The sequence below is a fragment of the Nostoc sp. KVJ3 genome (genome assembly GCF_026127265.1).
Taxonomy (GTDB): domain Bacteria; phylum Cyanobacteriota; class Cyanobacteriia; order Cyanobacteriales; family Nostocaceae; genus Nostoc.
In genome coordinates this window covers 965,775-982,959 of record NZ_WWFG01000001.1, presented here as the reverse complement: position 1 = coordinate 982,959, position 17,185 = coordinate 965,775, and the positions used below count along the sequence as shown (strand labels likewise).

Sequence of the window (17,185 nt, the reverse complement as noted above, 5' to 3'; positions counted from 1 at the left end):
AACCTACGCATTTCGCAGGTGTATTTCACTGAACTGGAGGAATCGGTGCAGAGGTTTTTGGAGTCGTTGGGGAGTTGGGGAGGCTGTATCAGGCTTATTTGACTACTCTGGAAGAAAAAGTGTTGAGTATTTTGGAGTCGAAAATTAAAGTTTAATTATCAATCTCTTATTTACTCAAACTTATTTTCGATGGGAGCAAAGAGCAAGTAATTATTCTCAAAATGAGAATTGGTGTATAGTTTGAGTTATGCCAGACTATCCTCTCAAGAGTTGCTTTATGATTGCTCTACCTGGTATTGCCATCCAAGACAAAATATACGAAAGTTCCAATTCTCTAGTTTATCGGGGCATCAGAGACGATGTAGTAGGGATCGTCGTAAAAATGCTAAAGCTTGATTATCCCTCACCTCAAGAACTAACTCGCTACAGACAGGAATATAAAATTACCCGCTCCCTAAAATTAGAAGGAGTTATCAAAGCATACAGCCAGCAGGACTATCAACGCACTCTGGTGATTATCTTAGAAGATTTTGGGGGAGAGTCCCTAGAGCAATGGATGCACAAGCGCCCAGATATATTTTGCCCCATGCCCTTATCCCAATTTCTAAGTCTTGCGATCGCTATAAGCGACATTCTGGGCAGAATCCATGCAGCTAATGTCATTCATAAAGATATCAACCCTGGAAACATAGTCCTCAATCTCGATACTGGCGTTGTCAAAATTATTGACTTTGGAATTGCCACCCAATTTAACCGCACGAATCCGACTTTCAAAAGTCCTCATGTTTTAGAAGGGACACTCGCATACCTATCTCCAGAGCAAACTGGGCGGATGAATCGTTTACTCGATTACCGCACCGATTTTTACTCCCTTGGTGTGACATTTTATGAACTGCTAACTGGATATCTGCCGTTTCCCACCACAGATATCCTGGAACTAGTCCATTGTCATATTGCCAAACATCCTATTCCGCCTCATGAAATAAATACAACGATTCCTAAGCCAGTTTCAGATATCATTCTCAAACTGATGGCGAAAAATGCAGAAGATCGCTATCAGAGTGCCTGGGGAATCAAAGCGGATTTAGAAATTTGTGTTCAACAATTAGAAGAAATCGGTCAAATCTCTAGCATTCAACTTGGGCTTCAAGACGTTTCGGGTAAGTTTCAAATTCCCCAAAAACTGTATGGACGGGACAAGGAAGTTGCAATGTTACTGGCGGCGTTTGATCGCGTAGCGTGTCCAGAATCAAATCGCGTTGCTTCTTTACCAAACAATTCAGAAACAACTTCACAAAGCGAACAAAGAGGCAAACCAAAATTCCAAGTCGAAATGATGTTGGTATCTGGCTATGCTGGCATTGGGAAATCTGCGTTAGTGCAAGAAATCTATAAACCAATTACCCAAAAACGCGGCTATTTTATCTCTGGTAAATTCGATCAATTTCAGCGCAATATTCCCTACAGTGCGATCGCAGATGCCCTGCAAAAATTGGTACAACAATTGCTCGGTGAACCAGACGAGCAAGTGCAACAGTGGCGATCGCTCTTACTTACAGCTTTAGGAAACAACGCACAAATCATCATTGATGTGATCCCCGAAGTTGAATTGATTGTTGGCAAGCAGCCGCCTGTACCGTCCGTTGGAGCAACTGAAGCTCAAAATCGCTTTCATCGGATTTTTGGGCAGTTCGTGCGGGTGTTTTGTTCAGAATCACATCCCCTGGTGATATTCTTAGATGATTTGCAATGGATAGACTCAGCAACACTAAATTTAATAGAGTTGATGCTGCTGGATGAGCAAACCCAATCACTATTTTTAATTGGAGCTTATCGAGATAATGAAGTGAAGCCAACGCATCCATTAGCATTAATGCTAGAGAGACTGCGAAAACAAGGGGCGGTACTTCAGGAAATTATCTTATCACCATTAACGCTTGAGCCGTTGAATCAGTTGATTGCCGAGACACTGCATCGGAATGCAGACACAGTTTGTCCATTAGCTGAGTTGGTGTTGCGTAAAACTGAGGGCAATCCTTTTTTTGTCAGTGAATTTTTGAGAATGCTGCATAGCGAAAATTTATTGACCTTTGATGCTGAAGACTTAAGCTGGCAGTGGAACATAGCTCAGATCCAAGCCCAAGATATCACTGATAATGTTGTGGAGTTGATGCTGATTAAATTGAAGAAACTGCCAGAGAATACACAGCAAATTCTCCGGTTAGCTGCTTGCGTCGGCGCTGAGTTTAATTTAGATACTCTATCGATTGTTTGTGATCAACCACCTGAAACGGTTTTTCAAGATTTACTAACAGCCATACAAGTTGGATTAATTCAACCACTATCTGAATTAGATGAAAACTTGTTAATTCAAGAGTATAAGTTTCTGCACGATCGCGTGCAGCAAGCCTCATACACCTTAATCGATGAGTCGCAAAAACAAATTGTTCATTTACAAATTGGTCGCAATCTCCTGGGAAAAATTTTGCCAGAGAGACTATCAGACCGACTGTTTGAAATTGTCGATCATCTTAATCATGGAATTGAGCTTGTTGCAGATCAACTAGAACGCAATGAAATTGCTAGATTAAATTTAATCGCAGGACAGAAAGCAAAAGCTGCGATCGCCTATAGTGTGGCTCAAAACTATTTAGCCAGAGGTAGAGCATGGCTGGCAGACTCCAGTTGGCAAACTAACTATGATCTGACCTTAGAGTTATATACAGAAACAACAGAAGTTGCGTATTTGTGTGGCGACTTTGAGCAGGTAGAATCCTGGGCAGTGGTTGTTCTGCAAGCAGCCAAAACGGTTTTCGACATCGTGAAAGTTTACGAAGTCAAAATTCAAACTGACATCGCGCAGAACCAGCCATTAGAAGCAATCAACACTGGATTGCAAGTTTTGCAGCAACTGGGAATCAGTTTTCCTGAAACGCCAACTCAGTCAGAGATTCACCTTGAGCTAGACGCGATCGCATCACTCATTGGCCAGAAGCCAATCGAAGACTTGCTCCATTTGCCGGAAATGACCGAACCGGACAAGTTGGCGGCGATGCGAATCTTATCAAGCATCACGATCGCTGCCTATATTGCGGCTCCTGATTTGATGCCTCTGCTTGTGTCTAAACAAGTAAACTTATCAATTCAATCTGGTAATGCTGTTGTATCTCCCTTTGCCTATGCTTTTTACGGATTAATTCTTTGTGGAACGAGTGGGAACATTGAGATTGGGTACGAGTTTGGACAACTTGCGCTAAATCTATTGTCACACCTTAATGTTCATTCTCTCACAGCTAGAACATTACTCATTGTGAATAACTTTATTATTCATTGGAAAGAGCATATTAGAAACACAATCCAACCTTTGCTAGAAGCCTACCAAAGAGGTTTAGAAGTTGGAGATTTAGAGTTTGCTGCTTATTGCGCTCATTGTTATTGCTTCCAATCTTATGCAGTTGGAAAGGAACTCGTAGAAGTTGAGCGCGAGATGACGAAATACAGTGAAGCAATTCGTCAAATCAAACAGAAAACGGCGCTAACCTGGAACAAAATATATCAGCAGACGATCGCAAATTTGATGGGCTTTTCGGTCAGCCTAACTCACCTAGTTGGCGAATTCTACAACGAAGAAAAGGGATTGCCACAACATGAAGTAACAAATGATGGAACGGCAACCTTTGATGTCTATTTTCATAAACTTATCCTGTGCTACCTATTTTCTGAGTATGCTCAGGCAGTTAAAAACTCAACCATAGCAGAACGTTATTTAATCCGAATAACAGGCACACCTGTTGCTCCTTTTTACTATCTATACGATGCGCTGGCAAGACTAGCGATATACTCCGAAAGCGGCACTCAAGTGCAGGAGGAACTCCTCAAAAAAGTTACGGTTAGTCAGGAGAAAATGAAGCAATGGGCACAATATGCGCCAATGAATTGTTTGCATAAATATCATCTGGTGCAAGCAGAGACTGCACGAGTTCTCAGTCAGTGGTTTGAAGCAGAGGAATTTTATGAACAAGCAATTCAAGGAGCCAGGGAAAATGAATATATTCAGGAAGAGGCGTTAGCCTATGAATTAGCTGCTAAACATTATCTGGTGCGAGGTCGGCAAAAGATCGCCCAAACCTATATGAAAGAAGCTCACTACTGTTATGAACGGTGGGGAGCAACTGCGAAAGTCAAAGATTTAGAAACTCGCTATCCGCAGCTATTTCCTGAACAGTCGAGCGTGGCTTATACACCAATCCTCACCAATGCTGGAACTACCTCGAATACCTCGCATGTTGCTTTCGATCTAGTGGCTGTGATGAAAGCAGCTCAAACGATTTCGAGTGAAATTGAACTGGAGCAGTTGCTCCGTTCTTTGATGAAGATATTAATCGAAAATGCTGGCGCACAAACAGGTTCTCTGATTTTAGAAAACTCAGGAAAATGGGTGATTGAAGCGTCTAGTGAACTTAATGAGGGTGAGAATGTCTATGCTACACAAGTGCTGCAATCTATCCCAACTGCAAATCATCTACCTGAATCAATTATTAATTATGTTATTCGTACTCATGAATCTGTCATCTTAAATGATGCTACTCGTGAAGGTAATTTTATTAATGAGCCATATATTCAACACTATCAGCCTCAATCCATTTTGTGTTTACCACTGCTGAATCAAAATCGGCTTGTTGGTGTGTTATATCTGGAAAATCGGTTAGCTGCTGGGGCATTTACACCAGAGCGAGTCTCCTTCCCTGCGGGAGGCTGCGCCAACGGAGACGCTACGCGAACGCAAGTCTTAAATCTGCTATCCACTCAGGCAGCGATCGCAATTGAGAATGCCAAGCTCTACTCAAAGCTCCGCGCTAATGAAAGTCAGATGGCTCAATTTCTAGAAGCAGTTCCAGTGGGAATTGGAATAGTGGATGCGACTGGTCGCCCTTACTACGCTAATCAACGAGGCGTTCAGTTAATGGGCAAAGCGATTGACCCTGCCGTGCCGCCGGATCAAATCGCAGAGGTTTATCAATTTTATCAGGCGGGAACTGATCAAATCTATCCTACTGAGAAACTGCCAGTTATCCGGGCGTTGAGTGGCGATCGCACCACTATTGACGATGTAGAAATTCGCCAAAATAACACCACCATTCCCATTGAGGTATGGGGAACTCCAGTTTTTGACGAACAGGGCAATGTGGCTTATGCGATCGGAGCCTTTGAAGATATTACGGAACGTAAAAAAGCAGAAAATCTTTTAGCGAATTACAACCGCACCTTAGAACAACAGGTAGCCCAACGAACAGCCGCGTTACAGCAAAGCGAAGCAGAACTGCGCGGTCGAGAACAAGAATTACGGCTGATCACCGACGCTCTACCGGCTCTGATCAGCTATGTGGATGCCAATCGATGCTATCAATTTATCAACCGTACCCATGAGGTTTGGTTTAGCCGTAACCGTGATGAGATTCTGGGCAAATCTGTTCATGAACTTTTAGGTGAGACGGTTTATAAACGGTTTGAGCCGTTTATTAATCAAGTCTTTGAAGGGCAAACTGTAACCCTGGAAGCAGAAATCCCTTCTTCGCTTGGTAGACACTGCATCAGTGCGACCTTGATCCCCGATTTTGATTGCCCAAGGGGCAGCGCCAAAGGCGATCGCAATGCCCAAGTGAGAGGCTTCTACAGTCTCATGACAGATATTAGCGAACAGCAAGCTGCGCTACGCGAACGCAAACGAGCAGAAGAAGTGTTGCGTCAGTCCGAGGCTCAATTTCGAGAACAGGCAATCCTCTCCGATTTTCGCGCCGATGTGGATAGTGCCTTGGCTCAAAGTGCTAGTTTGCCCTTGATACTGCATCGCTGTGCCCAAGCCGTTGTTAAGCACTTTAATGCGGCATTTGCTCGGATTTGGACGCTAAATAAAGACAATAATGTTTTGGAGTTACAAGCCAGTGCGGGGATGTATACCCGTCTTGATGGTGAATACAGTCGAATTCCTGTAGGTAGCCTCAAAGTTGGACGAATTGCTCAGGAACGCTGTCCTCTGTTGACTAACAATGTGTTTGATGAATCATCCATTGATAAAGAATGGGCAAAACGAGAAGGCATGGTGGCATTTGCGGGCTATCCGATACTGCTGGATGAGCAGCTTGTTGGAGTTATAGCGATGTTTACTCGACATCCCATTCCGTCGTCCAACTTTGAGGCGTTGGAGTTTTCAGCCCGCGAGATTGCATTAGGAATTAGACGAAAACAAGCAGAAGAAGCGTTGCAAGCCTCCGAAGCAGAACTTCAGGCGCTCTTTTGTGCAATGCCCGATCCGCTTTTGGTAGTAAATGCAGAAGGGCGGATTTTGAGAGCAACCCTGATCGAGTCAGAGAAATTATCTAACCCGATTGACGAACAGGTGGGTCGAACATTTTCCGAAATTTTTGAGCGATCGCAAGCCGATACATTTCTTGGCTGTATTCGGCAAGCATTAAGCACTCAGCAGCCCCTAACGGTTGAGTATAGCTTGATCGTGGGAGGGTGGAAAACCTGGTTTGCAACTCGCATCTCGCCCATTTCAGAACATTCTGTCATTTGGCTAACAAGAGATATCACCGATCGCAAACGAGCCGAAGAAGCCTCCATTCTAGAAGAGCGCAATCACATGGCACGGGAAATTCACGACACTTTAGCCCAAGCGTTTACAGGTATTATCATTCATGCTCGCTCTGCCTCCAATAAGGTAACGGCAAACCCAGAAAAAGCGCAAACTCTCCTCACTCAGATCCTCGACTTAGCCCGTTCTGGGCTTGCGGAGGCACGTCGTTCAGTAGAGGCACTACACCGCCCATACCTTTTAGAGAGCAGTAACTTACAGGATGCCTTAAGCCGTCTTGCTGCTCAATTAAACTCCTCGATCGCAACCCAAATCGTCTACGAAGTCATGGGTACACCCTATCCCCTATCCTCCGATCTAGAAAATAATCTGTTTCGGATTGGGCAGGAAGCTTTGACAAATGCAATCAAACATGCTGAAGCACGTGAAATCCACATTGAACTGATCTATGAACCGACCCAATGCAGCTTGCGAATCAAAGACGATGGGCAGGGATTTAATGTAGAAAAACAGGCGATGCGGAATGGCTTTGGTTTACTGGGGATGGCAGAACGGGCTGAACGCATTAGAGCTGAATTAAAGATTCAAAGTGACTTAGAGCAAGGGACAGAGATCGTGGTATCCATTAATCGGGGGTTAAGTCAGCATGAATCAGCCCAGTAGCATTCGCGTTCTGGTTGTGGACGATCATCCTGTTGTCCGCCAGGGTTTGATCGGAATGTTAGAGGAGGCTCCAGATATTGTCATTGTTGGTCAGGGGCGAAATGGGCATGAGGCGATCGCAGTTTTTCAGCAACAGCAACCTGATGTGACTTTGATGGATTTACGGATGCCCGATATGGGAGGCGTTCAGGCGATTACGGTTATTTGCAATGAGTTTCCCAATGCCCGAATTATTGTGCTGACCACCTATGACACCGATGAAGAGATTTATCGAGGATTGCGAGCCGGGGCAAAGGGGTATTTACTGAAGGACTCTGAGCCAGAGGAACTATTGACAGCAATTCGGACAGTAACCAGGGGACAACAGTATATTCCCCTCAACGTGGCTGCCAAGCTAGTCCAACGGATGACCGCTCCAGAACTGAGCGATCGTGAGTTAGAAGTTCTCCAGTTAGTCGGACAGGGCATGAACAACCAAGAAATTAGCACTGCTCTCAATATTAGTGAAAGTACAGTGAAGACTCATATCAACCGAATTTTAAGCAAGCTAGATGTCAAAGATCGCACCCAGGCAGCCATTATTGCGTTGAAACGCGGAATTGCTAGCTTGTGAACTACCTACACGCTCCCTGACGGTACAGTGTAGGCTTCCCAATTCATTGGGGATTGCCTCAGACTTCATAGATTTTTTACGTCCTGAAGACTTTGGTCTTACATCCCCTCCAAGGGCAGAAGCGCTAGTTCCTAACGCCATAAGTCGCAATCCTTCATTTCTAATATTTATCGCAGCATTAATGTCTCTATCATGCTGTTTTTGGCAGTGTGGACAATCAACAAACCTCACAACCAATGAATCATATCCTTTTTGCAATATTGGGATTGGTAGTAGTGTTTTGCTACAAAGCTGTGATGATGGGAAGAAACGACCTATTTCGATGTAGGTGTGACCAAATTTTTCAGCTTTGTATTTGAGCATAGTTTGAAATATTCCCCAGCCTTGGTCTGATATAGACTTGGCAAGGTTTGGATTTTTAACCATGTTCTTAACTGCCAAATTTTCTACACAAATTACTTGGTTTTCGGATGCTATTTTGCGAGATAGCTTGTGTAGAAAATCAACTCTTACTCTAGCTATTTTGCTAGAAACTTTTGCAAACAAACGTTTTGCTTTCCGACGTTTGTTTGAAGTTTTATCTGTCTTTTTAGCTAGTTTTTTCTGTTTACGTTTCCGATTCTTTTCTAACTTTGCTAATTGCTTCTTAGGTAGGTCGTATTTTGAACCTTCTGAGGTGATAGCAAAGTTTTTTAGCCCTAAATCAACACCAATAGCGGAGCCTACCGCGTGCGGGGGTTCCCCCCGTTGAGCGGACTGGCGTTCTCTAATCGCAACTATAGGTGTATCTTCTTGGCTAAAAAGAATAGATGCATAATACTTTCCATCTGCATTTTTCGATATTGTTACAGTTGTGAATTTTGCATCTGGAAGTTGTCTGTGAAACACGGTTTTCATTAAGCCCAAACTACCCGGAAACTTAATTACAGAGTCTTCTGGTATTAATTTCACATTTTGGGGATACTGAATCGATTGTTTACCATGTTTAGATTTAAAGTTAGGGAATTTAGCACGTCCTTCAAAAAAATTGACAAACGCACTAGAAAGATTGAATGTGACTCGTTGCAATACTTGACTGTAGGCAAGTCCTAACCATTCATACTCTTTCTTTAATCTTGGCAACAACTTGTCCATTGCAGCTTTAGAAAGACCTTTCCCAGTTTCTTTGTATGCGGTAGTCGTGGCATTAAGCATATAATTCCAAAACCATCGAGTATTTCCAAAACACTGAGCTAGATATGGCTCCTGCTCATCAGTAGGATAAATTCTAACTTTAATAGCTCTATACATGGTATCGACCTTACCGTGTTTATATATTTATGGTAATACGTTTTTATTTGTACACCTGAAGGAGAATGGATTCCTTTTGAAGAAATGGTTGCTCAATACCCACTAGAAAGTTTGAAACTAAAAAAATGATTAACTATAGCGTTACAAAAATACGTTTAACATTTTAAGTAGATATTATTTATCTCTGTTTGAATTCGTTAATTCACGTTATTTTTTTAAATAATTTTTTAATACATTCATGAGTTGCTTGGAATCGTAACCACAGACTGAGAGGTAAAAATAAAATTATCCAACATTTAAAAATTATAATTTTCATATAATAATTATATTCTTTCTGGCTCATACCTTGAACTTTGTCAAAATCTAAAAAATGACCTAATCCTAAAGCTAGTGGAATTAAAACAACACCAAAAATAAAAGTTTCAGCAATAAATTGACCCATATATGTTTATAAAAAAATAAATAGTTGACAATTTAAATACGCTCAGGACATGAACCAAATTGATCTAAAAGTTGAGATATAAGCTGATGATTTGAACAACGCCAAATGACGCTAACATCACTAGATAGATTAAAGCCTGGGTCACCATAACCTGATAATGCCATAGCATCGGGAACTATAGTCTCTTTATAAATACAAGTTAGAACTTTATTGTCAGGTGGCGAAATGGGATTATGTCCACTATCGTGTTGCAATGTTCCGGCAACCCATCCATTGGCGGTTAAATGCCATTCTCTCGATTCTTTACTTGACATATTTTATTTTTGTGTTTTAACGTGTTGATTCTATTACATTTTGGATATATAAAATACTAGTAAAAATACTTATTTAAATTAAAACATTTCACTCTTGCTAGAACTAAGAGTTGCACATCTGGTTTTAATTGGGAGGGGTAGGAGATGATACTCCCCCTCGACTTAACTCAACACCGAGAAGTATGGCAAATGAATAACGTTGTAGAAAATATAAACAACGTAAAACTTTAACCCTATAAACGTTGTAAACGACATAAGAGTACCGTTTTAGTGGGAGGCTTCTTGCTGTTTAAGGTAAAAGCAAAGATGGTACTTCTGCCTGGGTTAATTATCATATTTTAGTCTCTGAGGCAATCAAACCTGAGTTTGATTCGTTCTACTCCCTCAAATTGACTCATCCTCAATCATTTTGTTGATTAAAATACAGACCCTGAATTGACGACAAGCCTAAGCAAGTCTCATACATTAAACTCATACAAACGATTATAGGCTTGAAGGGAAGAAATTTCAGAGTGCAGACGATAAATCTCTTTTCCTCAAATATTTAGAATGAGAGTTTAAAATGAGCGATGTTATTCCTGACGACACACCTAGCGACCCTTGCGGTAACTGCGAAGTAGAGCGCAATCAATTAGTTGTACTTCCTTCTGAGCAAGACCATCGACAAGGATCATTGAATGCTCGCGTTGTGCTTGTTGAGTATGGGGATTATCAGTGTCTCCAATGTAGTGAACTTTATACCTCAATTCAGGCAATTCAACGCCAGCTTGAGGCGACCTTATTCGGGAGAGATTCTCTATGCTTTGTATTCCGACATTTTCCTCAACCTCAAATCCATCCTCAAGCTCAAAAGGCAGCAGCAGCGACAGAAGCAGCAGCAACACAAGGGCAGTTTTGGCAGATGCACGAGATGCTATTGAAGCATCAGCAAGAGCTAGAAGATGGGTATTTAGCAGAATACGCTGACATTTTAGGGCTTGATGTAACTCAGTTTATTCGAGACATTGCCCAAAAAGTGTATGTCGATCGCATCAATCAAGATATTGCTAGCGGAATGAATAGTGGGGTAGTTAGCACTCCAGCTTTATTTATCAATGGTGTGCGTTATAGAGAGGCTTTAGAGCTTGAGCCACTACTTGTTGCGATCGTTGCAGCTTCTCATGGCTAGTATTTTCTTAAGAAGGCAGAAGTACGAAGGCAGAGGGCAGAAGGGAATCCCCATAAATAAATTTAGGGGATTTAACTTTTGACACAGTAAATATGCGCTGCGCCACTCGTTATACATATTTATTTATTTTTTTATAAATAAATTTAGGGGCTTGTGTCCCTTGATTGCTGAGGGCAAAAATTGTATTTCTTCCTTCTGCCTCCTGCCTCCTGCCCTCTGCCTTTCTTCGGTCAATAAATGGACTAACGTGCGCGAACTGCCGTAAATGAGGAATCTGATTGATGAGCAGTCTTCTCAAGCAAGTTGTAGCTCAAGTTTCCAGAACGGTGCCATTGCAGACGGTTTTGATTGTGCCGTTTGTGCTGCAAACTTTGGTGACAGTCGGCTTAGTGGGGTATTTTTCCTTCCAAAATAGACAGGAAGCCATCAACGATCTCGCCAGTCAACTGCGGCGCGAACTGACGAACCGGATCGAAGGCAAACTACAAACCTATACCGAGATACCCCATAACATCAATCGGCTCAATGCCAGCACCTTCGCTCAGGGAAAAATTGACCCTAGCGCAGTGAAAGGTGAGTTTCCACTTTGGCAGCAAATTCAAATTTATCCAATGGTGAGTGATATCTACTGTGGCGATCGCAAAGGTTCTCTTCTAGGGGTGCGACGTAGCCCTGCCGATCGCTCAATTGAACTGCGGTCAAGTAATGTTGCTACAGATCATAAACTCTACGGCTACAGCCTCGATCGCAATGGTCAGCGAGACCAGTTAATCAGTCAAGGTAACAAAGCCTTCGATGCACGGGTTCGTCCCTGGTATAAAGCAGCAGTGACGGTAGGCGAACCAAGCTGGAGTGGAATCTATGCCGACTTTGCTAGCCAGTTGCCAACGATCACCGCTAGTACGCCTGTCTATAGCACTGCTGATCGATCGCTGTTGGGAGTCTGTGCCACCGATGTATTTCTGCCTAATGAGATGAGCCGTTTTTTGGCTAGCCTGCAAATTGGCAAGACAGGCATCGCCTTTATTCTAGAGCGATCGGGGCAACTGGTTGCCACCTCCACCGGAGAGGCGATCATAAGTAGTGGGGCGGCAGCAAATCGATTGTCCGCAGTTGAGAGCCGTAACTCTACTGTGCGAGCTACTGCTGCCTATTTGCGCGAGCATTTCAGCGATTTGTGGCAGATCCAGACTGCGGAACAGCTTGATTTTAAGTTCGATGGCAGGCGGCAGTTGATTCAGGTGATGCCATTCAAAGATACTCGTGGGCTAGACTGGCTGATTGTCACGGTGTTGCCTGAATCCGATTTCATGGCCAAGATTAATCAAAGCATCTACACGACGATTCTGCTTTGTATCGCGGCTTTGCTGCTTGGCATTGCGATCTGCATTTTGATTGCCCGATGGATCGCTAAACCGATTGTCAGCGTCAGTCAATCGGCAAAAGCGCTAGCAGACGGTGCATGGAATCAGACGGTAGAAATTGAGCGATCGGGCGATTTGGGCGAACTGGCTCGATCGTTCAACCAGATGGCACAGCAGCTTCAAATCGCATTTGCCAAAATGCAGTCTTTAAACCAGACCCTCGCCCAAAGTGAAACCCGCCTTCAGAAAATTTTAGAGTCGGTTCCGGTAGGAATTGTGGTTATGGACGCAACAGGTCGCCCTTATTACGCGAATCAGAAGGCAATCCAACTCTTGGGCAAGGGCGTGCTGCCGTCTGTCACCCCAGAGCAAATTGCCGAGGTCTATCAACTCTATGTGGCAGGAACCGATCGCCCCTACCCAACCGAACAACTGATGATTAGGCGAGCGCTAAACGGCGAACAGGGCAGTGTGGATGATATCGAAATTCACCAGGGGAATCGCATCATTCCCATCGAAAGTTGGGGAACTCCAATTTTTGATGAGTCTGGCAACATTCTGTATGCGATCGCAGCCTTTCAAGACATCACCGAACGTAAACAAGCAGAGAAGCTTTTAGCAGAATACAATCGCACCCTAGAGCAACAAGTTGCAGAACGAACGACAGCATTGCAGGCAAACGAAGCAGAGCTACGCGGTGTCTACGACGAGCTTCGCTTACAGGAGCAGGAATTACGACTGATTACCGACGCTCTACCCGTTCTGATTAGCTACGTCGATGCCAATCGCTGCTTTCAATTTATCAACCGTACATATCAGGTTTGGTTCAACCGTAGCCGTGATGAAATTTTGGGCAACCCTGTTCGTCAACTGCTCGGTGAGGCGGTTTATGAACGAGTTGAGCCGTATATTAATCAGGTGTTTGCAGGGCAAACTGTCCTTCTAGAAGCAGAAATCCCTTTTCGGGATGATAAGCGGTGCATCAGCGCCACCTTTATTCCTGATTTCGATGACAATGCTCAGGTAAGAGGTTTCTACAGTCTCATGACAGACATTAGCGATCGCAAACGAGCTGAACACACTTCTATCTTAGAAGAGCGTAACCGGATGGCGCGAGAAATTCATGATACACTAGCTCAATCTTTCACAGGTATTCTGCTTCAAGTTGGAGCAGTAACACAAGTGCTGGCGGATGACCCAGAAGCAACCCAAGTACATCTGGAAATGATTGAGGAACTAGCACGCGCTGGGCTAGCAGGGACACGGCGATCCGTATCAGCACTCCGTCCACGGCTACTAGAAGAAGGTAATTTAGAGAGTGCCTTGCATCGTATTGTGGCTCAAATGCGAGCAACGACCGACACGGCTCTGATTTGCGAAACTCAGGGTATAGCCTATTCCTTATCAACCGAAGTGGAGAATAACTTACTCAGAATTGGGCAGGAAGCATTAACCAATGCGATTAAATACGCAAGTGCTGGCGAAATTCGGGTTGAGTTAGTGTACAACGAAACACAGTGTATCTTACGGGTTAAAGACGATGGCAGGGGCTTTGGAGTAGGTAGCAGTCCTTTGAGCGGTGGGTTTGGCTTATTAGGAATGAGCGAACGGGCAGAGCACATTGGCGCACAACTAACGATTCAAAGCCAACCAGGTCAAGGAACAGAAATTATTGTCACCATCAATCGAGTGTGAAAATTACAATGAGCCAATCCACTACGATTCGAGTGCTGATTGTTGACGACCATGCCATAGTCAGAAAGGGTCTAGCAACCATCATTAACCGCGATCCAGAAATGACCGTGATTGCTCAAGCTGAAGATGGGCAACAGGCGATCGAGGCATTTCGAGAATACCAACCTGATGTCACGCTAATGGATTTACGAATGCCCAAAATGGGGGGTGTTGAAGCCATTATGGTTATTTGTGCTGAATTTAAGCAGGCTCGAATCGTGGTACTTACAACCTACGATGGCGATGAAGATATCTATCGCGGTTTACAGGCAGGCGCTCAAGGCTATCTGCTTAAGGATTCTAAACTTGGCGAGCTTTTGAATGCGATTCGCGCCATTAATAATGGTCAGAAATACATTCCGCCAGAAGTGGGCGCAAAATTATTGCAGCGAATGACCAATCCAGAACTGAGTGACCGAGAGTTGGAAGTGCTGCGTTTGATGGCACAAGGAATGGGTAATCAAGAAATTGGGACTGCTTTGAGTATTGGTGAAAGTACCGTCAAATCTCATGTAAATCGGATTTTGAGCAAACTGGGCGTGAGCGATCGCACACAAGCCGTGATTACTGCTGTTAAGCGTGGGATTGTCAGTTTGTAAGTGGGGAAAAAGAAGGGAAAGGAATCTTTACCTTTTCTCCTTTAGATTGGCTTTAGACTCAAACTCAAGTTGGAGAAAACCTTCCACTGCGAGATGGACAGGTTCATCCATCACTCGATTGTATAAAAATGTCAACCCAGAGTGGACGACAAGATAGGGTCAATTGTCTATATTAAATCCATAGCAACGTTAGTGCAGTTGGGTTGTAAGGCTTAAGTTTGCTTAATACAAACCGAAACATGACTTACAACCGTGATAATCGTTCTTTATTCGTTCTGCCTTCAACCCAGGATCATATTCAAGGTGTACTGAATGCTGCTGTAGTCTTCGTCATGTATGGAGATTATGAATGTTTTCAAAGTGCTAACGTCTATCGATTGATTAAAGTTGCCGGGCAGCAATTGAAGGTTTCGTTTGGAGAAAACAATTTAGGTTTTATCTTCCGTCACTTTCCCCAGAAACAGATTCATCCACATGCTCAACGGGCAGCTGAAGCCGCAGAAGCAGCAGCGGCTCAAGGGCAGTTTTGGCAAATGCATGAGATGCTGTTTATCCATCAACAGGAATTGGGAAATGGCTATCTAGTCGAGTATGCCAATCGTTTAGGACTTGATATTTCTCAATTTTTGCAGGATTTATCCAAGGGAGCGTATGTCAATCGTATCAATGCGGATATTGAAGGTGGACTGCGAAGTGGAGTGGAGGCTGCACCCGCTTTGTTTATTAATGGAATTCGCTATCTCGATCGCTGGACTGTTGAGCAGATAATGGCAGCCATTGTTGCTGCAAATGATTAAAGTTTTTAGTGCTTCTTAATAAGTCTTCCAGTGGGGAGTATTTCATAACTTCTATACCGACAACAAGAACCAGAAATTTCAGCAATTTAGCAAGAATACAGAGGTGATCGCCATGATGGTTTTTACATGGAAAAAAGTTCAAAAATTGTTGCTGTGGTTATTTGCATTAAGTGTTGTCGTTGGAATATCAATGCATCCAACACCAGCCACCTCCAAGGAATTACCTCAAGCGTCCAACTCTAAACCTGCGATCGTTCTCGTTCATGGGGCTTATGCTGACGGTACATCATGGCAACACGTTATTCCATTGTTAGAGCAGGATGGCTACAGAGTGACTGCTGTGCAGATTCCGCTCACTTCTCTTGCTGATGATGTGGCAACGACGAAGCGGGTAATTGAGAATCAGAAGGGTTCTGTTGTAGTAGTTGGACATTCTTATGGTGGAAATGTAATCACGGGTGCGGCGGCTGGCAATCCACAGGTGAAAGCTCTGGTTTATGTTAATGCTTTCGCACCAGATGTCGGTGAAAAGACGAGTGATTTGAATAAAAGGTACGCAGCGCCTCCGATTAGTACGGCAATTGTGTCTGATGCTGCAAACTTCCTCTATGTTGATCGCGGGAAGTTTCACGAATTTTTTGCCCAAGACGTATCGGAGGCTGAGGCGCGAGTGATGGCAGCAACCCAAAAGCCGATCGCCAGCGCAGCGTTTGAGCAATCAGTGAATGAAATCGCCTGGAAAACGATTCCTTCCTGGTTTATCGTGACTCAAAGCGATCGCGCCATCAACCCTGAACTTCAACGATTTATGGCTAAACGGATTAATGCTAAGACAACCGAAGTTAACTCCAGTCATGTTCCTTTTATCTCTCATCCAAAAGAAGTTACCAAAGTGATTGAAGCAGCAAGCACTGCTGTAAAGTAATCCCAATCCTAAGAGAAGCATTTTCTCGGTACATACAAATAGAACAGACCTAATTATTGACTTTAGGAGATCCGATCGTGCCGACTCAAAATACAAGTATCACTGAAGTCGATGGCAGTCAACCCTTACTGCATCAACATGGATATGAAATTCAGCAGTATGGGACTCTTCGTGATTTGCCAATTGTTCTCAACCCCAGTGCCCGCAGCGAAAGCTGTGTTTTAGTCAATCAGATTTTGGCAGATACGATTATTCTCTATCACCTTTACAAGAAACATCACTGGTTGATGCGCGGACATACGTTTTATCAACTGCATCTGTTGCTCGACAAACACGCCAGCGAACAAATTGAGTTGATTGATGCACTGGGTGAACGGGTACAAACACTCGGAGGTGTGGCGATCGCTGATCCACGTCATGTGGCAGAAGTCACTAAGATTAAGCGTCCGCCCAACGGCGTTGAAGAAGTACCTGTGATGTTGTCGCGGTTACTGGAAGCCCACGAGTTAATCGTTGGGGAATTGAGAGTGGCGATCGATAAAACAGCAGCAAATCAAGATAGTGGCACTAACGATTTGTTAGTGAGCCAAGTGCTGCGAACCAATGAGACGCAAGTTTGGTTTCTGGCAGAGCATTTGGTGGATACACCATTGGTACGCAGTTAAATTCAGCAGAAACTAA

Annotated in this window: 11 protein-coding genes; 8 read left to right on the top strand and 3 right to left on the bottom strand. The window is 43.7% G+C overall.

From position 1 onward, the window contains the following. Positions 1 to 277: 277 nt before the first annotated feature. Positions 278 to 7,258 carry an AAA family ATPase gene (locus tag GTQ43_RS04150; protein WP_265270953.1) on the top strand — a complete coding sequence of 2,327 codons (6,981 nt, stop codon included), beginning with the start codon at positions 278 to 280 and terminating at the stop codon, positions 7,256 to 7,258. After that, a complete protein-coding gene (locus GTQ43_RS04145; RefSeq protein ID WP_265270952.1) occupies positions 7,242 to 7,871 on the top strand; it encodes a response regulator in 630 nt (209 codons plus the stop codon). Before GTQ43_RS04150 ends, GTQ43_RS04145 begins: the two co-directional genes overlap by 17 nt. On the opposite strand, the gene GTQ43_RS04140 is transcribed toward GTQ43_RS04145, so the two are convergent. From GTQ43_RS04140 to GTQ43_RS04130, 3 genes are all read right to left on the bottom strand, one after another. Beyond that, a complete protein-coding gene (locus tag GTQ43_RS04140; RefSeq protein ID WP_265270951.1) occupies positions 7,806 to 9,161 on the bottom strand; it encodes an RNA-guided endonuclease InsQ/TnpB family protein in 1,356 nt (451 codons plus the stop codon). The genes GTQ43_RS04145 and GTQ43_RS04140 overlap by 66 nt on opposite strands. A 202-nt stretch (positions 9,162 to 9,363) precedes the next feature. Further along, positions 9,364 to 9,603 carry a hypothetical protein gene (locus GTQ43_RS04135; protein ID WP_265270950.1) on the bottom strand — a complete coding sequence of 80 codons (240 nt, stop codon included), beginning with the start codon at positions 9,601 to 9,603 and terminating at the stop codon, positions 9,364 to 9,366. Positions 9,604 to 9,635: 32 nt separating this feature from the next. After that, the gene (locus GTQ43_RS04130; RefSeq protein ID WP_265270949.1) at positions 9,636 to 9,917 is read right to left on the bottom strand and encodes a hypothetical protein; all 282 of its coding nucleotides are present in this window, start codon (positions 9,915 to 9,917) and stop codon (positions 9,636 to 9,638) included. Between the two features lie 562 nt (positions 9,918 to 10,479). On the opposite strand from GTQ43_RS04130, the gene GTQ43_RS04125 reads away from it, so the two are divergent. The 6 genes from GTQ43_RS04125 (at position 10,480) to GTQ43_RS04100 (ending at position 17,169) form a co-directional block, all read left to right on the top strand. Next, positions 10,480 to 11,085: a DsbA family protein gene (locus GTQ43_RS04125; protein ID WP_265270948.1), complete on the top strand. Its 606-nt coding sequence runs from the start codon at positions 10,480 to 10,482 to the stop codon at positions 11,083 to 11,085. A gap of 281 nt (positions 11,086 to 11,366) precedes the next feature. Next, positions 11,367 to 14,144, top strand: a complete 2,778-nt coding sequence (locus GTQ43_RS04120; protein WP_265270947.1) for a PAS domain-containing protein — start codon at positions 11,367 to 11,369, stop codon at positions 14,142 to 14,144. An 8-nt stretch (positions 14,145 to 14,152) separates the two neighbouring features. Continuing rightward, positions 14,153 to 14,782 carry a response regulator gene (locus GTQ43_RS04115; protein WP_265270946.1) on the top strand — a complete coding sequence of 210 codons (630 nt, stop codon included), beginning with the start codon at positions 14,153 to 14,155 and terminating at the stop codon, positions 14,780 to 14,782. A 239-nt stretch (positions 14,783 to 15,021) separates the two neighbouring features. Then, positions 15,022 to 15,579, top strand: coding sequence for a DsbA family protein (locus GTQ43_RS04110; RefSeq protein ID WP_265270945.1), 558 nt, complete (start codon positions 15,022 to 15,024; stop codon positions 15,577 to 15,579). 112 nt (positions 15,580 to 15,691) lie between these two features. Then, positions 15,692 to 16,504: an alpha/beta fold hydrolase gene (locus GTQ43_RS04105; RefSeq protein WP_265270944.1), complete on the top strand. Its 813-nt coding sequence runs from the start codon at positions 15,692 to 15,694 to the stop codon at positions 16,502 to 16,504. A 77-nt stretch (positions 16,505 to 16,581) separates the two neighbouring features. Further along, on the top strand, positions 16,582 to 17,169 hold the full coding sequence (locus GTQ43_RS04100; RefSeq protein WP_265270943.1) for a Dps family protein: 588 nt from the start codon (positions 16,582 to 16,584) through the stop codon (positions 17,167 to 17,169). Positions 17,170 to 17,185: the final 16 nt, after the last annotated feature.